Annotated in this window: 13 protein-coding genes; 3 read left to right on the top strand and 10 right to left on the bottom strand. The window is 39.3% G+C overall.

What is annotated here, in order from left to right:
• Positions 1-259: 259 nt before the first annotated feature.
• The 7 genes from M3627_RS01185 to M3627_RS01155 form a co-directional block, all read right to left on the bottom strand.
• Positions 260-1,660 carry a sodium:solute symporter family protein gene (locus tag M3627_RS01185; RefSeq protein WP_251552659.1) on the bottom strand — a complete coding sequence of 467 codons (1,401 nt, stop codon included), beginning with the start codon at positions 1,658-1,660 and terminating at the stop codon, positions 260-262.
• Positions 1,661-1,681: 21 nt separating this feature from the next.
• Positions 1,682-2,815: a M24 family metallopeptidase gene (locus M3627_RS01180; protein ID WP_251552658.1), complete on the bottom strand. Its 1,134-nt coding sequence runs from the start codon at positions 2,813-2,815 to the stop codon at positions 1,682-1,684.
• Positions 2,816-2,831: 16 nt separating this feature from the next.
• Positions 2,832-4,001 carry a metal-dependent hydrolase family protein gene (locus M3627_RS01175; protein WP_169361218.1) on the bottom strand — a complete coding sequence of 390 codons (1,170 nt, stop codon included), beginning with the start codon at positions 3,999-4,001 and terminating at the stop codon, positions 2,832-2,834.
• Between the two features lie 111 nt (positions 4,002-4,112).
• Positions 4,113-5,666, bottom strand: coding sequence for a helix-turn-helix domain-containing protein (locus M3627_RS01170; protein ID WP_251552657.1), 1,554 nt, complete (start codon positions 5,664-5,666; stop codon positions 4,113-4,115).
• Positions 5,667-5,938: 272 nt separating this feature from the next.
• On the bottom strand, positions 5,939-6,982 hold the full coding sequence (locus tag M3627_RS01165; RefSeq protein WP_251552656.1) for an SGNH/GDSL hydrolase family protein: 1,044 nt from the start codon (positions 6,980-6,982) through the stop codon (positions 5,939-5,941).
• 189 nt (positions 6,983-7,171) lie between these two features.
• Entirely contained in the window at positions 7,172-8,500 is a 1,329-nt protein-coding gene (locus M3627_RS01160) for an ABC transporter permease (protein WP_251552655.1), read from the bottom strand.
• A complete protein-coding gene (locus tag M3627_RS01155; RefSeq protein WP_251552654.1) occupies positions 8,497-9,156 on the bottom strand; it encodes an ABC transporter ATP-binding protein in 660 nt (219 codons plus the stop codon). Before M3627_RS01155 ends, M3627_RS01160 begins: the two co-directional genes overlap by 4 nt.
• Positions 9,157-9,613: 457 nt before the next feature.
• On the opposite strand from M3627_RS01155, the gene M3627_RS01150 reads away from it, so the two are divergent.
• Positions 9,614-9,808, top strand: coding sequence for an acyltransferase (locus M3627_RS01150; RefSeq protein WP_251552653.1), 195 nt, complete (start codon positions 9,614-9,616; stop codon positions 9,806-9,808).
• Between the two features lie 49 nt (positions 9,809-9,857).
• On the opposite strand, the gene M3627_RS01145 is transcribed toward M3627_RS01150, so the two are convergent.
• On the bottom strand, positions 9,858-10,988 hold the full coding sequence (locus M3627_RS01145) for a hypothetical protein (protein WP_251552652.1): 1,131 nt from the start codon (positions 10,986-10,988) through the stop codon (positions 9,858-9,860).
• Between the two features lie 317 nt (positions 10,989-11,305).
• On the opposite strand from M3627_RS01145, the gene M3627_RS20705 reads away from it, so the two are divergent.
• Positions 11,306-13,828 carry a winged helix-turn-helix domain-containing protein gene (locus tag M3627_RS20705; RefSeq protein WP_285841608.1) on the top strand — a complete coding sequence of 841 codons (2,523 nt, stop codon included), beginning with the start codon at positions 11,306-11,308 and terminating at the stop codon, positions 13,826-13,828.
• Positions 13,829-14,486: 658 nt separating this feature from the next.
• On the opposite strand, the gene brnQ is transcribed toward M3627_RS20705, so the two are convergent.
• Both brnQ and M3627_RS01125 read right to left on the bottom strand, forming a co-directional pair.
• Positions 14,487-15,836 carry a branched-chain amino acid transport system II carrier protein gene (gene brnQ, locus M3627_RS01130; protein WP_251552651.1) on the bottom strand — a complete coding sequence of 450 codons (1,350 nt, stop codon included), beginning with the start codon at positions 15,834-15,836 and terminating at the stop codon, positions 14,487-14,489.
• 30 nt (positions 15,837-15,866) lie between these two features.
• A complete protein-coding gene (locus M3627_RS01125; RefSeq protein ID WP_251552650.1) occupies positions 15,867-16,847 on the bottom strand; it encodes a proline racemase family protein in 981 nt (326 codons plus the stop codon).
• 243 nt (positions 16,848-17,090) lie between these two features.
• Here M3627_RS01125 and M3627_RS01120 point away from each other — a divergent pair, with 243 nt between their 5' ends.
• Positions 17,091-18,062 (top strand): proline dehydrogenase family protein, encoded by a 972-nt coding sequence (locus tag M3627_RS01120; RefSeq protein ID WP_251552649.1) that lies wholly within the window; start codon positions 17,091-17,093, stop codon positions 18,060-18,062.
• Positions 18,063-18,552: the final 490 nt, after the last annotated feature.

The following is an 18,552-nucleotide window of genomic DNA, read 5'->3' as shown; positions in this document are numbered from 1 at the left end:
TAAACTCTTAACTATTTATTAAGGATAAAAATATTATTATAAATTAATTGTTATTTATTAACATTACAAGAGACAGTTTGTTACAGGTGCCAGGCACCTGTAACACAACACACTATCTCTATACTATTTCTCTCTAAAAAAAGAAAAACCCCTTGTTCTCCGATTTCAGAACAAGGGATTCCCATCAACTATATATTCTAGTATATTTCACGTGCCTGGCACCTGTAACACCGCTCGGCACCGGTAACACTTTATCACTCTAGTTACTGGCCAGTTTTTGTTTTACGCTAGCTGCTGGTTGGGTAAGTAGGCTGACGATTATTAAAGTGAGGACGGCCATCGGCAATGCGAATAATACGCTATTTAGCTCAAATGGCTTACTCAACACTACTTCCCATAAGATCGTGCTTACTCCTCCTACTACCATGGAGCTCAACACCCCTGGTTTAGTTGCACGCTTCCATAAAATCGTCGCAAGCAGTGCAGGGGTAACCGCTGCTCCGTACATCGTATACGAATACATTTGAATGGCCAGTACGGATGGGAAGTACATGGCTAGCACATAGGCTAACACGCCCAACCCTACAACAACATAGCGGTTCATCTTTAATAGTTTTTTATCTGGGATATCTTTTTTGCTATACCTTTTGTACATATCATAGACAATGTTTCCAGAAGCCGAGAGTAAATACGACGTTCCCGTGGTGATGATAAAGGCCACAGACGCACAGAGAACTACCAACCCGATTCCTAATGGCAACCCATTTATCGCCATATTCAGCACTGCAGTATCAGGAGTAATATTAGGGAACATTACAATTGCCGCAGTTGCAAAAGTTATCGTTAATCCAATTACCAGAACACTTCCTACAAAAAAACCTATCGTAGAATTTCTAGCTGTTTTTTCATCCTTTGCCGCAGCAAATCGCTGATACATGTTTTGATCACCAAGTATCAATAAAAACAAAGGTAAGAAATACCCTAATAATTGTAAGTTACTGAGCCCGCCATTCCATTGCTTTGTCTGCTCTGGGAGATTTAGAGACAATCCCTCCAAGCCTCCAACTCCATTTAACACGAAAGGCAACCCTACTAAAAAACCAAAAACAATTAGCAGTGCACTTAGCGCATCTGTGTATGCAACCGAGAATAATCCACCACTCACTGTAAGGAAAATAACAAGAATAGCAATAATAATAGCACCTGTCTGAATTGGCAGCCCTGTCGTGATCTGTAATACATACGCTCCACCAGTAAACTGATAAGCTGTAATACCCACATACGCCAGAAGTATTAAAACACTTGCAACAAGTCTGGCCTGACTTCCAAAACGCTTTTCAATAATTTCTGGAACAGTAAAAGCTTCCCCTTTTTGAACCCTACCTGCGATAAAATAAAGTACGATAATACCGAAGATTCCACCCGACAGATTGAAAATGGCTGCCCATGGACCATATTGATATATGAAGCTTGCTCCACCCACAACCGTCCCTGAACCTACAAAGGTAGCTAATAAAGTTCCAGTCATAACCCATAAGGGGAGTGTTCTGCCTGCTGCCATAAAATCTTTGCTAGTCGCAATTGATTTTTTACTAAAGTAAACCCCCATCAAGGCCATTACAGCTAAATAAATAACGACGGCTATTAAATAAATACTCATTCCTTTCCCTCCCCTAATTAGTTATAAAATTAAATCCTCTAGCTTACTTGGATAATGAGTAATTAGCTGTGTCCCCTCCCCCCTTAAAATGACTGTATCTGAATGCCTAAAGCCTCCAACACCTGGTATGTATAGCCCTGGCTCCACACAAAACACCATATTTTCCTGTAATACAAGGTCATTAGAATACTTTAATGACGGCTCCTCATGAAGACCTATCCCTATACCATGACCAGTCCGATGTCTCACATATTGCTCCATATTTGCATCTCGGAAAACCTGTAAAGCAACCTCGTTTACCTCTGCTGCTGTTACACCCACACGTATAAAGTCTAATGCAGCCTGTTGCGCTTCTTGAGCCAGCTTAAATGCTTCCTCCTGTTCTAATGAAGGATTACCAACAAAAAAAGTACGTTCACATTCTGCACGGTATCCATTTATACCAACCTGTCTGCTGTGAATCACAAGATCATTCTTATTAAGCTGCCGTGTATTAGAGAAGACATGCGGCATATTCGTACGTTCTATTCCAGAAGGTGACATAACGAAGTAATCTAACGTCGAATTAGGATGCCTCTTTGCTACCTCTAGAAAAAGAGCTGTATTTCCAAATTGATCTATCTCCATTTCAGTCATTTCAGGCGTTGCATGCTCTAACGACTCTTTTAATGCCAGGCTGACCAAGTTACCTGATTCAATAATTTGTTCTATCTCTGCTTCCTCTTTAATAGCTCTCATATGGATAATTTCATCATCTATGCTAACTAAATCAAATCCCTTATCTCTCAACCTCTTTCCTAATTCAACTGGCAGAGAGGCAAACTCGACTCCAATCTTGGAATTTTTCGGATAAGAGGCAATCACTTCTTCAAATAGTTCTGTATAAGAATTAGCCTGTGTTTGATGCAAAGGTGTTTCATAATAAACAAGTAGATGGTCCGCTATAGACTTTTCCTTGGCATGAGTCTCTTCTAAAGATGGCACTACTAGTTTTGTATGTTGTTGATCTACAAACAAAACGATCGGTCTAGAATATGTGATTGCCTTTAATCCACTAAAATAATATTGGTTTTCAAAGTTCAAAATAACTGAACATGTCAGCTCCTTATCATCCATTACCTGGCGTAACTGATGAACCCTCTTTTCCAAATTCATATGCTTATCCCCTTTCTTAATTAATAAAGTGTCCATCCTTCATAATCCTCTTGTTACCCTTTAAAATAGATAAATCGTCTAATGGGTTATCCTCCAAAATTAATAGGTCTGCGTACATTCCTTTCTTTAATAAGCCCCTATCACTCAGCCCTAAACATTCTGCAGCTACTTGGGTAGATGCTTGGAGAACTTCCATTCTAGACATTCCCGCATCCTCCATTATTAATAATTCGTCAAAATAGTAGCTCGGTGGAGTAACCGGTGAACCACAATCTGTCCCAGTTGCTATCTTAACTCCAAGCTGTACAGCCTGCTTTAGCATGTTCTCATGTGGTTCCACTACATGCTTTGCCTTCTCTAACGCCCATGCTGGTATATGCTCATCCGTAGCTAATCTTTTCATAACAATCATCGTGGGCACTAAATAAGTGTCATTCTCCTTCATTTTTTTGAGCGCACTTTCATCTGCATAAATGGCATGCTCAATTGTGTCCACTCCTGCCTCTATACAATTGTGAATTCCTATCAAGCCTTCAGCATGTGCTGCTACCTTCTTATTCTTCTTATGTGCTTCTTCGACGGCCGCCTTCATCTCCTCCACATTTAACTGCGGAGAACCTGGCTCCTCTCCAAAAGTATAAATACCTCCAGTTGCCATAAGCTTGATCAGATCAGCGCCTTCCTTCATTACCTCACGGGTAGCTCGCCGAACAGCATCGGGACCATCTGCTTCTTTACCTAAGTAATGGACATGTCCCCCTGTCATACAAACTGCAGGACCAGAAGCAACAATTGTTGGGCCAATTAGACTTCCGCTGTTTATCACATCTCGTAAATTTAAAACACTTTTCCCTGGAGAGGCAACGTCTCGAACTGTGGTGATCCCCTCCTTTATCGTTAGTAGTGCATGCGAGTACGCCTGAAGGGCAACCTTCGATTCGTCTAGATGCTCTATCTTCTTTTGCGGATCTTCCGTTCCATCCCATACTAAATGCACATGACAATCAATTAACCCTGGCATAACAAACTTTCCCTTTACGTCAACTAAATTTGCAGATTCCGTCTGCTCTACTTTTCCAGTGCCAACCTCTACTATTTTTTTATCCTCTATTATCAGATAAGCGTTTTCCTTTATATCTTTATTTAGTCCGTCAATTAACGAGCAGTTATACAAAATAGTCTGCATCTATATCCCCGTCCTCTCTTTAGTTAATAGAAATTTTAGATTTTTCTAATAAATTTTCCATTAGTTAAGGAGCACAAAAAAAAGAGACTATTTTATAGCCTCTAAACAAAATTAGTCGATTAACCTTAAGGCAATCGCAAATAGTAGGTAATGATTTTGATTTTCAAAGCTAATATCCGGGTATAGATCTTGAATTTTTTCTAGTCGATAGCTCACAGTATTACGATGGACAAATAATTCCTCTGCACTTTTTTTCAGACTAAAAAAATTCTTTAAATAGACATCCAATGTTTTTGTTAATTCTGCATGATTACATTCATCAAATTCTAATAAAGGCTTAAGCAATCCCCTTGCTGCCTCCTGCATCGAGCTCTCCTCTTTAATCAAAAATAAAAATCTTTCCACACCTATGTTCTGGAATAGAATTAGATTACTATTCCATTGATCTGTAAGCTCTAGACAACGCTTTGCTTGTTTATACTTAAGCGAAAGATCTGCTTCAACCTTAATAGGTCTTCCATCACTAACTCCACATTGAACTCCTTGCAAAGCGGATAATAGCTCCTTCAAATGTTGTATTTCATACGGAATGGAAGTGAGGCAGATAACCTCCTGTTCATATATCCAAATAATATTATCTGAATTTATTCCACCCAGCTTATCGTAAATGACGGTAAATCCATAATTAATTAAATCTTCATTATCAAAACGAAATACATACAGATAAGGCATTTTTTTTAGAGAAGAAGAAAGGCTAGAAGAGCGACTAGATTCACGGCGTTTATTTTCAATAATCGCTTCCAATGTTCGTATCTCTTGGTTTTTCAAGAAACGCTCTAACGATTTTCTTTTTACGGCATCCAGCAGTAATGCCGTCCTCCCATACTGAATGGCAGAGTTAACCATCAACTCCTCCACCCCGTTATTACATATGATTAAGAATCCGTGATTTTCTGTATGCTCCATAATAGGGAGAACCGAAAATGCCAAATCATGCTGTGTAGAAAACGACTCGGTCAATACCTTTTCTACCTCCATGTATTTCCCCTTGTATAACGATTCTTTTTCTTGCTCTAAGACGGCTTTAACAGTAAGGCTATATTCCTCTCGATTGTATGTATTGTTAGTCCAAATAGAAACAATGTTTAAGCTTTGATCCAGAAAAACGATTGGTGAAGCAAGATACTTCCCTAACGTTGCAACGATATAACTAACTCCCTTATCTTGCGCAACTGCCTCTAGTAATTGAAGATTCATCTCCTCAATTTGAACACGAAGAGCATCATTCTCTCCTAAAAGTAGCTCATTAAACTCTTTAAAAATCTCCTTATAAGACAAATCAACTGGTATTGTAAAAATAGGAAGCGAATGCGTATTAGAAAGCTCCAACAAGCTTTCTGGGACCACCGCACAACCAGCAGCATGGATACCTAGTGCTGATATCTTTCGTGAAATCAGCCATTCCACATGCGAAACGATTCCCTGCTCACCCTCAAAAGCCGCAAAAGTAGTCAAAATAAACCCAAAAGGATGAACACGCTCACTCCTTAACGGAAGCTCCTGAATATTAATATAATCTATTCCTCTTCCCTTCCCTTTCTCCCCACCAACCAAAAGAATCCCATACTTCTCTAGCCTACAAGCCAACTGCTCAACTGAAACCAAACCAATCACCACCCACATCATTAATATATTTAAATAACATACTAACAGAAAATTTAGTCACTTTTCTAACATTATTATTACAGGTGCCTGGCACCTGTAATAATATCCATATAATAAGACTCAACCACTTTTCTTAAATAACCGTTTTTAAATACATGAAAAAGCCTATTTCATCTCTTATAGATGAAATAGGCTTTTCTTCTTTCCCCAACCGCCAACTACTTTGGGAATCTTAGATCGACTAAAAATCGTAATTTCCTCAAAACTATCCTCTACTTCACTACAAATTTCACTAACACACTTTCCGTTAAGGGTTTTCCATCTGTCCCCTTCAGCTCATTGGTGATCATCAACTCGTAGGAACCTGGTTTGTATCCATCTTTAGGAGCGAATACCTCGACTTGCTTTCCGTTGGCCTTGGACACGGCTTTATCAACTGGTATTGCCATTGACCCATCCTTCATGACAAAAATGGATTGATTCAAACTTGCATTGTCGACATCCTTGCTTAACGTAATTGTCCATTTTTTATCAGAGGCTACAGGTATATTTTTCTCCATTACCCTGCCCCATCCAAGTGGTAGCTCAGGCAGCGTTTTTAAGAAAAATTGGTCAGCAATTACTTGGTAGCCAGCTTCGTTTGGGTGAATATCCTTTGGATTTTCTAAATAGACCGTTCCCTTTGCATCAAACGCTGGCGCCACATTAACAAAATGCACACCTTCACTTTCTGCAATAGATGCAATTCGATTATTTACAATATTGAATGCCATTTGTAGCTGTTGTCTCGTAGCAATATCCGTCATATGTGGAAACGGAAAAAAGTAGCCGAACAAATAGATTTCGGCATCTGGGTTAATAGCCTTTACTTGTTTAACCGCAGTCGTCAGATTCTCCGACACCTTACTCAATATTAAAGTTGCTGCAGTGAGATCAACATTTACACTTTCATCCTTGGGGTCATAGAAGACTTGGATAAAGTCATTTGCACCACTGACAATTGTTACAAGCTCTGCTTCCTTTAAAGCCTTTTGAACATCTTCTCGCTTAAGCTTTTCTAGCAGTCCTTCCGTCGTTTCACCGGATTTAGCAAATTCCTTCGTAAAGGAGCCTAAACGTCCTTCCTTCTCAAGCTTCTCGCTAATTATGTCTGTAAATCCACGTCCAACTCTTTCTCCATATGGCGTTTGACCACTAGCGATGGAATCTCCTAACGCCACGTAATCTATTTTGTCATTCGCCGCAAAAGCTGCTGGCATATTTACACTAAAGACAAACAAACATAAAACCAATAATATTTGTACCTTTTGTTTCACTATTTTTCCCCCTTCTACAAAACTCTATATCTTATCTTATTCCCTAAATTACATCAAAAAACCTTTAGGTAAATAAAAAAAGTACAAGCTCCATAAAAATCAAATAGCAAAACAAATATTATTACAGGTGCCAGGCACCTGTAATAATATTCCTATAATAATCCTATTTGCTTTTCCAAAGGTCCAAAACTAATCAAACCGCAAAGCCTCACTAGGATTCATACGAGCAGCCTTCCATGCAGGATAAATGCCGAACAGGCTACCGATACCAAAGGATGTATACAGCGCAAGCTTAACCGCCCATAAAGGAAGCACCAAGGCAAAGATATCCACATTATTGTTCCAAAACTCTATAAACAAATATCCAAGACCAATCCCAGCAGCTCCACCGATTACACATAGCAGCAAAGTTTCAAAGAAGAACTGCATCAAAATTTCGATGGTGGTAGCACCAAGTGCCTTTCTTATACCAATTTCCTTCGTTCTTTCTCGGACAGACATCACCATGACATTCATAATTCCCATACCACTGATCACTAAGGCCGTGGCAGTAATTCCGAACAACATCACCTGCAATATAGAAGTAACCTTTCCTAACGCTCCAAGCATCTGCTCCTGCTTCACCACACTGAAATCTATTTCCGAGTGGTTTGCCTTAATAGCACTAAATACATCTTTATCCACTTGATCAACTGTTTCTACACTAGAAGCTTCCACAATAATTTTTGTGAGATTCTTCATATCAGTTGTTTCTAGAGCAGTTTGAATAGGGATAACAACATTGTTGTCAGTACTAGAGCCAAGTGTAGCATTTGGGGCCAATACACCAATAACCTCAAAGTCTTCTTTATTTATCGTGATGGTTTGGCCAACTAAGGTCAAAGCTTCCTCAGCTGAAGCGCTTTCCCCCAAAATTTTGTCCATAATACGCTTCCACCATGGCTCAGATTCTACTTTTGTTTCATTTTCTTGATTACCCTCCTCGGTAGAATCTTCTTTTTTGTCTAAAAGTGTTTCATGTATGTTATTCCCCAATACTATTACTCTGGCCTTCGTTTCCTGTTCTTCTTGAGTAAAGAAACGCCCCTCTGAGAGCTCAGCATGCTGAATTCGTAAAAATTGATTTGTCGTCCCAACCAAGGAAGACTGAGCACTCTTTTCACCATACTTTGCAATATTAATTGTTTCTAATATGGGGGTTACAGTTTTAACATGCTCTTTTTCCGACAGAGTTTCTGCATCCTCATATGTAAGCGTACTTGGCACACTAGTCAATCCGCTAAGTAAATCCTTCTCTCCGTTTGTAGTATCGAGTAGTCTACCAGGCATGACAAGAATTTGTTCTGCTCCTAGGCTCCCCATCTGCTTCATCAGCGTGTCTTTTACCCCTATAGCAATCGCAGATAACACAATGACTGCAAACATCCCAATGATCACCCCAGTCATCGCAGATAACACGCGAAGCCGATTCGACCATAAACCAAAGCAGGCCAATTTAAATGATGTAAATAGCTTCATATAAGCACCCCATTCTGCAATGTTAAAATGCGCTGTGCTCGAGAAGCTACTTCCATGTCATGCGTGATGATAATAAGGGTTGCTCCTTTTTCATGTACTCGATCAAATAAGTTCAAAATACTTTTCGTTGTTTCCTCATCCAAGCTCCCTGTCGGCTCATCGGCAAGTATAAGCGAAGGCTCATTGACCAAGGCCCTTGCAATAGCGACACGTTGCTTTTCACCACCCGATAATTGGTCTGGCTTGTAGTTTTTCTTATCTAAAATACCCATCTCTTCTAACATAGCAAGAACGCGAGCTTTCTTTCGTTTTAGCCTTTTTCTCCCGTATGTTAAAGGGAGTAACACATTTTGATAGACAGACAAGTTGGGAATCAGCTGAAAATGCTGAAAGACAAATCCTATCTCCTCATTCCGTAGCTTTGCCCGACGAGCTTTACCCATTTTATGTACTGACTTTCCAGCTAACACATAGCTTCCTTTATCTAACAAGTCCAGAGTTCCTAACAAATTGAGCATCGTGCTCTTCCCTGAACCGGACTTCCCCATGATTGCCACGTACTCTCCCTGCTCCACACGAAGATCCATCCCGCGCAATACTTCCATCTGCTTTGTCCCTGAACGATATTTTTTTCGCACATCTCGGAGTTCGATCATTTCGCATTCCTCATTTCTTACATCCTCAAGTGTCCTCATTCCCCTCCATAATACGACAAATCAAATCAAATGCCTCCAAAAAGTGGGTAAAATGCCTCTATTCTACCACAACGAAAAAAGAGGTGCATGAGATTCTGACTGTCTTGCACAGAGCATGAATCTATCTTTCTAACCGTTTTCCCTTATTTCCCTCTCTTTCCGACAAACAATCCACCGTCGAATAAAAATCGTTCTTTTTAATTGGAAATAGAGTTCAATTACTATGAATAAAAGATTACAAATAGACCTAGCCTTTAGTATGTTCCTCCTAAAAAAACGTTCATAATAGAACACGCTCCCTCCATATAATCTATTAACAGGAAATAGTCGAAATCAAATCCAAATTTCTGCCGGCTTTCGACGAATAATATGGTTTTAACTTGCTATATTGATACAAAAGCAGAGGGAGATGTAGAATATGCAGTCCGATTTTAATCAGCTGTTAGACAACGTCATTGGTCCTCGTCTCATTTTTCATGTCATGGAGTGTTACATTTGTGGGTACGATGAAATTTACTATCAGCACCCCGATACCCAAGAACAAATAGGCCACGCTTGTGAAGGGTGCAATTATGTGAAAACCTTCAGTTTCCAAAATGAACATTCATCATGAACAAAAAAAGACCACGTAAAAGTTTAGCTTTTACATGGTCTTATTTTGTTTAGTTAAAAACTAGTATAAATACGACATCCAAGGCACCATTATTAACGGTGACTGGAAGATTAAATGACTTGCCTTTTAATTCGGATAGCACTTTTGCATCTGCAGGAAACAAAGCCTTTAATTCATTCATAGCTGCCTCTGACAATGGATCGTTTCCATTCACCTTAGACACATCTAAGCTACTAATGAGGGTCGGATAAAATCCTTTACTCAAAAAGTCTAACATACTGATATCTTCCTGAACTGTTATCGTTATAGAATTGGACGTGCTAGATGATAAAAGAACATTTTTTTGGCTAGCATTTACTGCCTTCACGAAGCCTTCCACCTTTGCATCAAGTACCTGCTGTTCTGTGGACTGGTTAGGAAGTCCTTCCACTATCGCTTTAATTTTAGCTACTTCAGCCAATAGAATAGGCGAATACTTACTTGTTTTCAGTAACCCTTCCATTAAGGCATTTATTTCTGCATATACTTTTAAAGCTTCCGATTGTTTCCCAGCTGCATATAAGCTGTTTAAATCTACTAATTTCATATAAATGGTGACTGGTAGCATTAGTTCGTCACGCTTAGCATCAGCAGGCTTTTTATACTTTTCTAATAGTAAATCACGTGCAGCTTTACCAGAAAAGCGATATAAAATAGAGGATCGATCCTTTAACTGATACGAAAGCTTATGATATCCAGCAGCTACCCCTGCAAAATCACTCTTCGCTTCTGCTTGGCTAATTTCCCTCATTAAAGGTTCTAAATACTTCGTTGCGTAATTATACGCATCTATATAAGAAACTAATCCCTTAGTTACTTTTTCATTGTAAATGGCATCCATTTCCTTCAACGTGCCTTCTATCTCGCCTGCCGATAATTTGGATGAGGTGACGACACTTTTTGTGATTTCATATTTTTTCTTCACACTATTTAACGAAGCATAGAGCGAGTCACTAGGGATTAATTTCCCTTCAAGCGCCGGAGATACGTATAGTGTAGTTGCCTTGTGTAAATCACCTTTCACCGTGGCTACCGATTGCTCCACTGAAAATGATTTTCCATACGCAATTGGTGAAAAGGCTAAAACCGAACTTGTTAATAAGGCTACCGCTGTTGCTGTCTTCCATCCTTTATTTCTCAAAACTATTCCTCCTATTGAATTGCTCAGTTTTTTATTTCAATTCTTAGTGCATTATTCAAAAGATCATTAATATACTATACTTTATCAAGTATCCCTCCTAACTACTTTAAGAAACCATTTCTCATTCGCAAAATCCCTTAAAAACACATACCACTTAAGCTTATACGAAATGATTTTCAGAAAATATTGAGGAATGTTAATTATTTTATTTTTTTGAATAAAAAGTTGCAGATTAATAGTATAATAGATTTACAAGGAGACTAGTTAATTATTCTTATGTTTTCCAAAGTATAAGCAACCCATGGAGGTAAAAGAGGATGCAAATGGTCTGGTTGAGTTCCAAAACAACGGTACCAAAAGCTACAGCAGAAGCATTAGATAGAGAAAGATTATATGAATTACTTCAGAAAAACCATTCAAAGAGAATCACCATTCTTCAAGCACCAGCAGGCTACGGTAAAACAACGCTATTAAGCCAATGGTTTAACCAAGCAAATGACACCATTACATGGATTTCCCTGAATACATCTGACAATGATCCAATACGATTTTGGAAATATGTTATTCATACGACATCTAATGTTACGGAGAGTAACATGTATAACACGCTCGCCTCATTGTTCCAATCACAGGATCCTTCCACGTTAGAATTTTTGATTGATTCTTTCTTAAACGAAATGAGTTTAATGGAACGTCCCATTAGTATTGTGTTGGAAGACTATCATCTAATTGACAATAAAGTGATTCATCAAATGCTTACCCAACTAATCGAATATCTACCTGACAACGTACACGTCTACGTAACTAGTCGTGAGAATCTCCCCCTCCCAATCGCCAAGTGGCGAGTTAAATCCTGGCTCAATGAGATAAGCATGGAACAACTGTGCTTTACATTTGAGGAAATTGAACAATTTTACGAAAAGAAAAACCTCGAAGAGAAGCTACTACATCACGTATTAAACACCACAGAAGGCTGGCCAGCCGGCATCCAATTAACGAGTATTTCAATGAGGACCAACTCCAACAATGCATTAACATTAGACAAGATGAACCCTTTACAGCCCTTGATCACTGATTTTTTATTGCAAGAGATACTAGATACACTTCCGTCAACTATTCAAGATTTTCTTCTGAAGACGTCTTTTTTACAATCTTTAGAACCGGAAATTTGTAATAGCCTAACGAACCGAAGTGATAGCTATGCAATGCTTATAGAACTAGAAAACAAGGGAATTTTCACTGTTCGTTTAAACAATGCCCAACCGATGTTTCGTTACCATCATTTATTCGCAGAAGCTTTACAAATTGAACTTAAAAATCGTTATCCAAAGGAATTTGTTTCATCCATCATCTTGGAAACCGCGAAGCTGCTTTACTTAAAAGGTGATATCAACAGTGCGATTGACTTGGCCTTACAAGAAAGCGCCTTTACGCTAGCGGAGTCGTGGATAACAGAACATTTAGTAGAAATATTCAAGAATGGAGAAACCTCCACTTTTTTAGGTTGGGTCCAAACTTTAAGAAGAAACGATTACCCAGTTAATTATGAAATATTAGTGATGTACACCATTACCTTAATATCTGCCCTTCAAATAGAAGAAGCGGGTCTAATCATTTATGAGTTAGAGCTAAAGCAACAATTAGAACAATGGATGGATAAAGAGGAGAACAAAGGAATAGCTGATATTTTTACAACACTGCAGGTATATGCACTTATTAGCATGGGGACAGGGATTGAAAAAGCGATAGAAATAATTCAAAGGCAAGTAGACCAAGGATATGTTAGTTCTAGGTGGGATGGAATACCGATAAGGTTCAACTTATTCGAACATAAGCTTACTCGAACTAGCATTGGATCCAAGGGTAGGTTTATGTCATTAGAAAAAGCGATTCCGTTTGCAAAGTTATTCCGTGAAACAGAATTTAAGGAAAAAAATATGACTCTCTTCAGCTACGGGGCGTCAGCAGAAACATTGTATGAAAGAAACTATATCGATGCGGCCATTGGAGAATTAGAAATTGCTTTAAAGTATGGCCATAGCCTAAAAGATCCTGGATTATTTATTCCCATGTATGTTTTAAAGTCTCAAATTTATGCCTTAAATAAAAACTTTGTAGCAGCTCATGCATTATTAGATAACGTACTAGATTCAATAAATGATAAGCATTGGCAAAATATTATACTCACGATGAAAGCTCGTTGCTTTTTATTAGAAGGAAATACGTTAAGAGCAGAAGCAGAGCTACGAAAAGCTGAATCGAGACAACCTTTTTGGTTACTCGTCCATGCTCGACTGTTGCTAGCAACAGCAAAGGTAGAAGAAGCCTTAAAGACTGTAATCCAAGTGAAAACTAAAGCAATAGAGGAAGATCAAGTATCCACAATCGTAGAAGCTTCCTTGTTAGAAGCAATTTGTGAAATGGAAATGGACCATAAGGACAGCGCCTTGAACGCATTGCATGAAGCTTTGAGCTACGGCTCTACTTATGATTACGTCCGAACCTTCCTAGATGAGGAGGGTAGTATTAAATTATTAAAAGCCTATGCCAAAGAACGACAAAAACATAAAAAGACAGGCTGGAATTCGGTGCCGTTAAGCTACGTAGAACGGCTCATAGAAAGCAGCAGCCAAGCGGAGAGCAGCATACTAGACCAACTAACACCTCGAGAGCTGGAAGTTTTCCAACTACTTGTAGATGGTGCAACCAACAAGGAAATCGCACAAAAACTATTTCTATCCGAAGGAACCATACGCGTTTACCTAACAACGATATACAGCAAGCTAGGCGTGAAATCAAGAGCTAAAGCAATCCTGCTATATAACCAAAAATTCTTATAAACACAAGAAAAGCGCAATCGCCTATCTCTGTCCCGACAGGCAAATGGGAAAAAGCGAGGAGGCAGTTCCTCAGCCACCGGAGCTTTTATCCATTTGACCCCGAGGGGCAAGGCGATGAAGCTAGACATCAAGAAAAGCGGAATCGCCTGTCACTGCCCCGACAGGCAAATGGGAAAAAGCGAGGAGGCAGTTCCCCAGCCACCGGAGCTTTTATCCATTTGACCCCGAGGGGCAAGGCGATGAAGCTAGACATCAAGAAAAGCGGAATCGCCTATCACTGCCCCGACAGGCAAATGGGAAAAAGCGAGGAGGCAGTTCCTCAGCCACCGGAGCTTTTATCCATTTGACCCCGAGGGGCAAGGCGATGAAGCTGGACATCAAGAAAAGCGGAATCGCCTGTCACTGCCCCGACAGGCAAATGGGAAAAAGCGAGGAGGCAGTTCCTCAGCCACCGGAGCTTTTATCCATTTGACCCCGAGGGGCAAGGCGATGAAGCTAGACAAGAAAAGCTCCCTAATATGGGAGCTTTTTCGTATTAAAAAGATTATCGTACGCCTGGGCGAATTGTGTCTGACACAGGGACACACACAACTTCCCCCGCAACCCACCTAGCTCAATATTCCGCCCAAATGAATTGTGTCTGACACAGGGACAAACACTAAGCCTCTCGCAGTTCCCCCGTCTCTTCCTGCTTCTCCTTTTTAAAGAAAAAGCCGATGATTGCACCAATCAGACCAGTAACAATCCACCCTGCTCCGTTTGAAAACAACGGGATAAAGCCAAATACATTGTTAAGCGTTTCTACCGCAATGTTCGCATCTTTTAATGCATCCATAATAGCAACTATACTTACTCCGATAATAGTACCAACATATACCGCACGTGAACCCTTGAACCAGCTATCCGTAAAAATCAAGATAATTAGTGCAATAGCAATTGGGTACAGCAGCATTAATATTGGTGAAGCCATAGTCAAGATTTTAGTTAATCCGAAGTTAGTAATAATTAAGCTCCCTAGCGAGAAGATGATTAACCATTTCTTATACGACACCTTCGGAATAATCCGCTCAAAGTATTCTGCTACAGCAGCTAAACAAGCTACATTCGTCGTAATACCAGTTAATAAAATTACAATCCCAATTAAATAAATCCCAATTTGACCAAACAGCGCTTTTGAAGCAAGTGCAATCAGCTCTCCGCCGTTTGTTGTATAGCCTACTGCATCTACACTAGTTGCCCCTATCCAAGACATCGATACCTGCAGAAGAACTAGTCCAACTACAGTAACGAGACCCGCCTTGATAAACACCTTGGATACTTCCTTTTTAGAGCGAATACCTAAAGCATCAATTGATTTAATAAAGATCCCACCAAAGACAAATGCTGCTAACACGTCCATCGTAAAGTACCCTTGTGTGAACCCCTTTAAAAATGCATCACTGGCAGTTTCGTAGCCCATTCCATCCACAGGTCCATGTACTGAGCCCATCGGAGTGAAAATAGATTTAGCGACGATGATCACTAAAAGCGTTGCAAAGACAGGTGTGATTAACTTGCCTAATCGATCAACAAATTTAGTAGTCTCCCATGATAGGTAAACCGTCAAAGCGATAAAAATGATAGAAAAGACAAGTAGAAATAAACCTATCATACTAGTGTCAGTAATCAGCTGTTTAATAGCAATCTCATAAACTACCGAGGTAGTCCTGGGTATAACATAAATCGGTCCTAGCGTTAAAAACAGCAAAACCGAGAAAACAACAGCAAATTTAGGGGAAACCCTACTTGCCAGCTTTTCCACAGTTCCTCCACCTTTAGTTAGTGCAATTATTGCTAGTAAAACTAAGCCTACTCCAGTTACTAAGAATCCTGCCATGGCAATCGGTGTATTGGTCCCTGCCTGTTGCCCTAGAACTGGAGCAAAAATCACATTACCCGCACCTAAGAACATAGCAAATAACATAAACCCAATGGCTACAATTTGAAAAAAAGATAATTTCTTTTCCATTTTTTTGCCCCCTTTAAATAAAAACCTTCTCTAAATCGCAAAGCCCTCCGCATAAATATCTGCTTCCTGAAGAATAAATCTGTGCTCTCCAGTAATCCAAGCAGACCCCTTGATAGCTGGGATAATAGCATCCATTTCTGCGACTTTTGTTTTGCCTAATACCCTTCCTTCAAAAGTTGAACCAATAATACTTTCTTGAACGATGGAGGCACCAGTTTCTAATTCGAGGGCAGCCATTTTAGCGCACGTTCCAGTTCCACAAGGTGAGCGATCAATCTGTCCGTCTCCAAATACAACTACATTTTTATAATGATTGTCACTAATCTTATTCGTAATTTCGATCAAATCCACCGTTCGGATGTTTGGAATAGTCGGGTGCTCAATATTGATATGGTGATTGATATAATCCCTTGCCTCAGTAGCAAGCTCTAATATTCTTTGTTTGTCCGATAGGTCAATATTGACCCCTATATCAGAGGAATTGATTATCCCAAAAAAACTTCCTCCAAATGCAATATCTACGGATACATCACCTATGTCATTTAACTTGATAGATAACCCTTTATGTAAGATAAACGCAGGGACATTCGTAAATTCGATACTCTCCACCTGATCTCCCTTAAAATACGCTCTGCATTCTATAACTCCAGAAGGCGTATCTACATAGATAAGCTCTTTTTTAGGAATAATCCCTTTAGTTAAACACATCGTAACGGTGCCTATAGTACCATGACCACACATGTTCAAATAGGAGCCACTGTCCATGAAAATTATTCCTATATCACATTTTTCATTACATGGTTCAGTTAAAATGGAGCCAAACATATCTTTATGCCCTCTTGGCTCGTTCATCAATAGCTTGCGAAGGTGGTCGTAATTTTCTTTGACATACTCCTTTTTCTCCATCATCGTCTCTCCAACAATATCTGGAAAACCGTTGACAACTATACGCGTTGCCTCTCCCATCGTATGTGTATCGATTGTTTCTAAACTTAAAATATACTGATCCATACTTGTCCTCACTTTCTATTAATTTCTTCTTTAACTTAAAACATATAATATTTAATATGTTTTGAAAAGTATATTGCATTCATATAATTTTATTTTTTTATTATTTTCTAATAATAAACCCCGTCATATAGGGATTTGTGCAAAAATATATTTATATTAAAAAAAGATAAATTTATCACAATATTAAAATATATGTTATAATGCTTGAGAAATTGATTGATGAACATGAGGGAGAGATATTAGATGGCATTACGTGACTTTTTTATCGCTTTATCTGAAAACCGTACACTCAACAGTGCAGCTCAAAAATATGGTTTAAAAATGGGTGCACAAAGTGTTGTTGCAGGAACTAATATTCAAGAAACGATTGAGAGCATTAAAGAACTAAACCAACAGGGAATCTCCTGTACGGTTGATAATTTAGGTGAGTTCGTGTTCGAAAAATCAGAGGCTACTGCTGCTAAGAAGCAAATCTTAGAGGTTATTACAGCAATACATGAACATGGTGTGGATGCACATATCTCTTTAAAACCTTCACAGCTAGGACTAGATATAGATCGAGATTTTTGTTATGAAAATCTAAAAGAAATCGTTGCCTTGGCGGACGAATACGATATTTTCGTCAACTTCGATATGGAAGACTATGGCCGTTTGTATCCTTCCTTTGAGCTAATGGAGGAACTAAGCGAACAGCACGATAATATTGGTACAGTAATTCAAGCCTACTTCCATGAATCAGTTGAAAATATTGAGAAATATAAAAACTATCGTTTAAGAATCGTTAAAGGTGCTTATAAAGAGCCAGCTAACATCGCATATCAGGATAAAGCAGAGATTGATCGCAAGTTTATCCAATTGATCGAGTATCATTTGCTAAACGGCAAGTTCACCTCCATTGCGACTCACGACCATAACGTGATTGATCATGTGAAGCAATTTGTTAAAATCAATGATATCCCTAACGATAAATTCGAATTCCAAATGCTTTACGGCTTCCGCAAGGACATGCAGCTTCAACTAGCAAAAGAAGGATACAACTTCTGTACATACGTACCTTTTGGTAGTGACTGGTATGGATACTTCATGCGCCGTCTAGCTGAACGCCCACAAAACTTAGCACTTGTCACCAAACAAGTATTCAATAAAAAAACAAACACCGTTATTGGACTAGCAGCAGCTGCATTCCTTGCTGGTCGCTTAACAAAACGTAAATAATAAAAACCTGGACCTCCTTTATATGGGTCCAGGTTTTTTAATTGTAGGATAGGGTGGATTGTTGTGAAGTTAGCTTTGACCGGTGAGCCGATTTAGAGATTGTCGTAATCTTTGGGTCGATTGTCGTAAACTTGAGCTTGATTGTAGTAATCCGGGCCCTCATTGTCGTAAAAGTCACTTTGACCGATGAGCGGTTTTGGGATTGTCGTAATCTTTGGGTCGATTGTCGTAAACCTGAGCTTGATTGTAGTAATCCGGGTGCTCATTGTCGCAAACATAACTTTTACCGGTGAGCCGTTTTAGGGATTGTCGTAATCTTCGGGGCGATTATCGTAAACCTGAGCTTGATTGTAGTAATCCGGGCCCTCATTGTCGCATTCAGGAGCGGAATTATCGTAATCTAAGCAGTGATTGTCGTAAACCACCTAAAATCAGATGTTAAACTTGGCCAACTCGAACTACCCATGCAAATTCATTGATGTGCGAAAAT

Source organism: Psychrobacillus sp. MER TA 171 (genome assembly GCF_023713305.1).
Classification (GTDB): domain Bacteria; phylum Bacillota; class Bacilli; order Bacillales_A; family Planococcaceae; genus Psychrobacillus.
Note: the sequence above shows the minus strand (reverse complement) of the source record. Positions and strands in the feature narration are given on the sequence as shown.

What these genes read in the sequence shown, in the direction of transcription:
- M3627_RS01155 (WP_251552654.1), bottom strand. Translation starts at nt 9,156, where the DNA reads ATGATCGAACTCCGAGATGTGCGAAAAAAATATCGTTCAGGGACAAAG.
- M3627_RS01150 (WP_251552653.1), top strand. Translation starts at nt 9,614, where the DNA reads ATGCAGTCCGATTTTAATCAGCTGTTAGACAACGTCATTGGTCCTCGT.
- M3627_RS01160 (WP_251552655.1), bottom strand. Translation starts at nt 8,500, where the DNA reads ATGAAGCTATTTACATCATTTAAATTGGCCTGCTTTGGTTTATGGTCG.
- M3627_RS01120 (WP_251552649.1), top strand. Translation starts at nt 17,091, where the DNA reads ATGGCATTACGTGACTTTTTTATCGCTTTATCTGAAAACCGTACACTC.
- M3627_RS01175 (WP_169361218.1), bottom strand. Translation starts at nt 4,001, where the DNA reads ATGCAGACTATTTTGTATAACTGCTCGTTAATTGACGGACTAAATAAA.
- brnQ (WP_251552651.1), bottom strand. Translation starts at nt 15,836, where the DNA reads ATGGAAAAGAAATTATCTTTTTTTCAAATTGTAGCCATTGGGTTTATG.
- M3627_RS01180 (WP_251552658.1), bottom strand. Translation starts at nt 2,815, where the DNA reads ATGAATTTGGAAAAGAGGGTTCATCAGTTACGCCAGGTAATGGATGAT.
- M3627_RS01125 (WP_251552650.1), bottom strand. Translation starts at nt 16,847, where the DNA reads ATGGATCAGTATATTTTAAGTTTAGAAACAATCGATACACATACGATG.
- M3627_RS01185 (WP_251552659.1), bottom strand. Translation starts at nt 1,660, where the DNA reads ATGAGTATTTATTTAATAGCCGTCGTTATTTATTTAGCTGTAATGGCC.
- M3627_RS20705 (WP_285841608.1), top strand. Translation starts at nt 11,306, where the DNA reads ATGCAAATGGTCTGGTTGAGTTCCAAAACAACGGTACCAAAAGCTACA.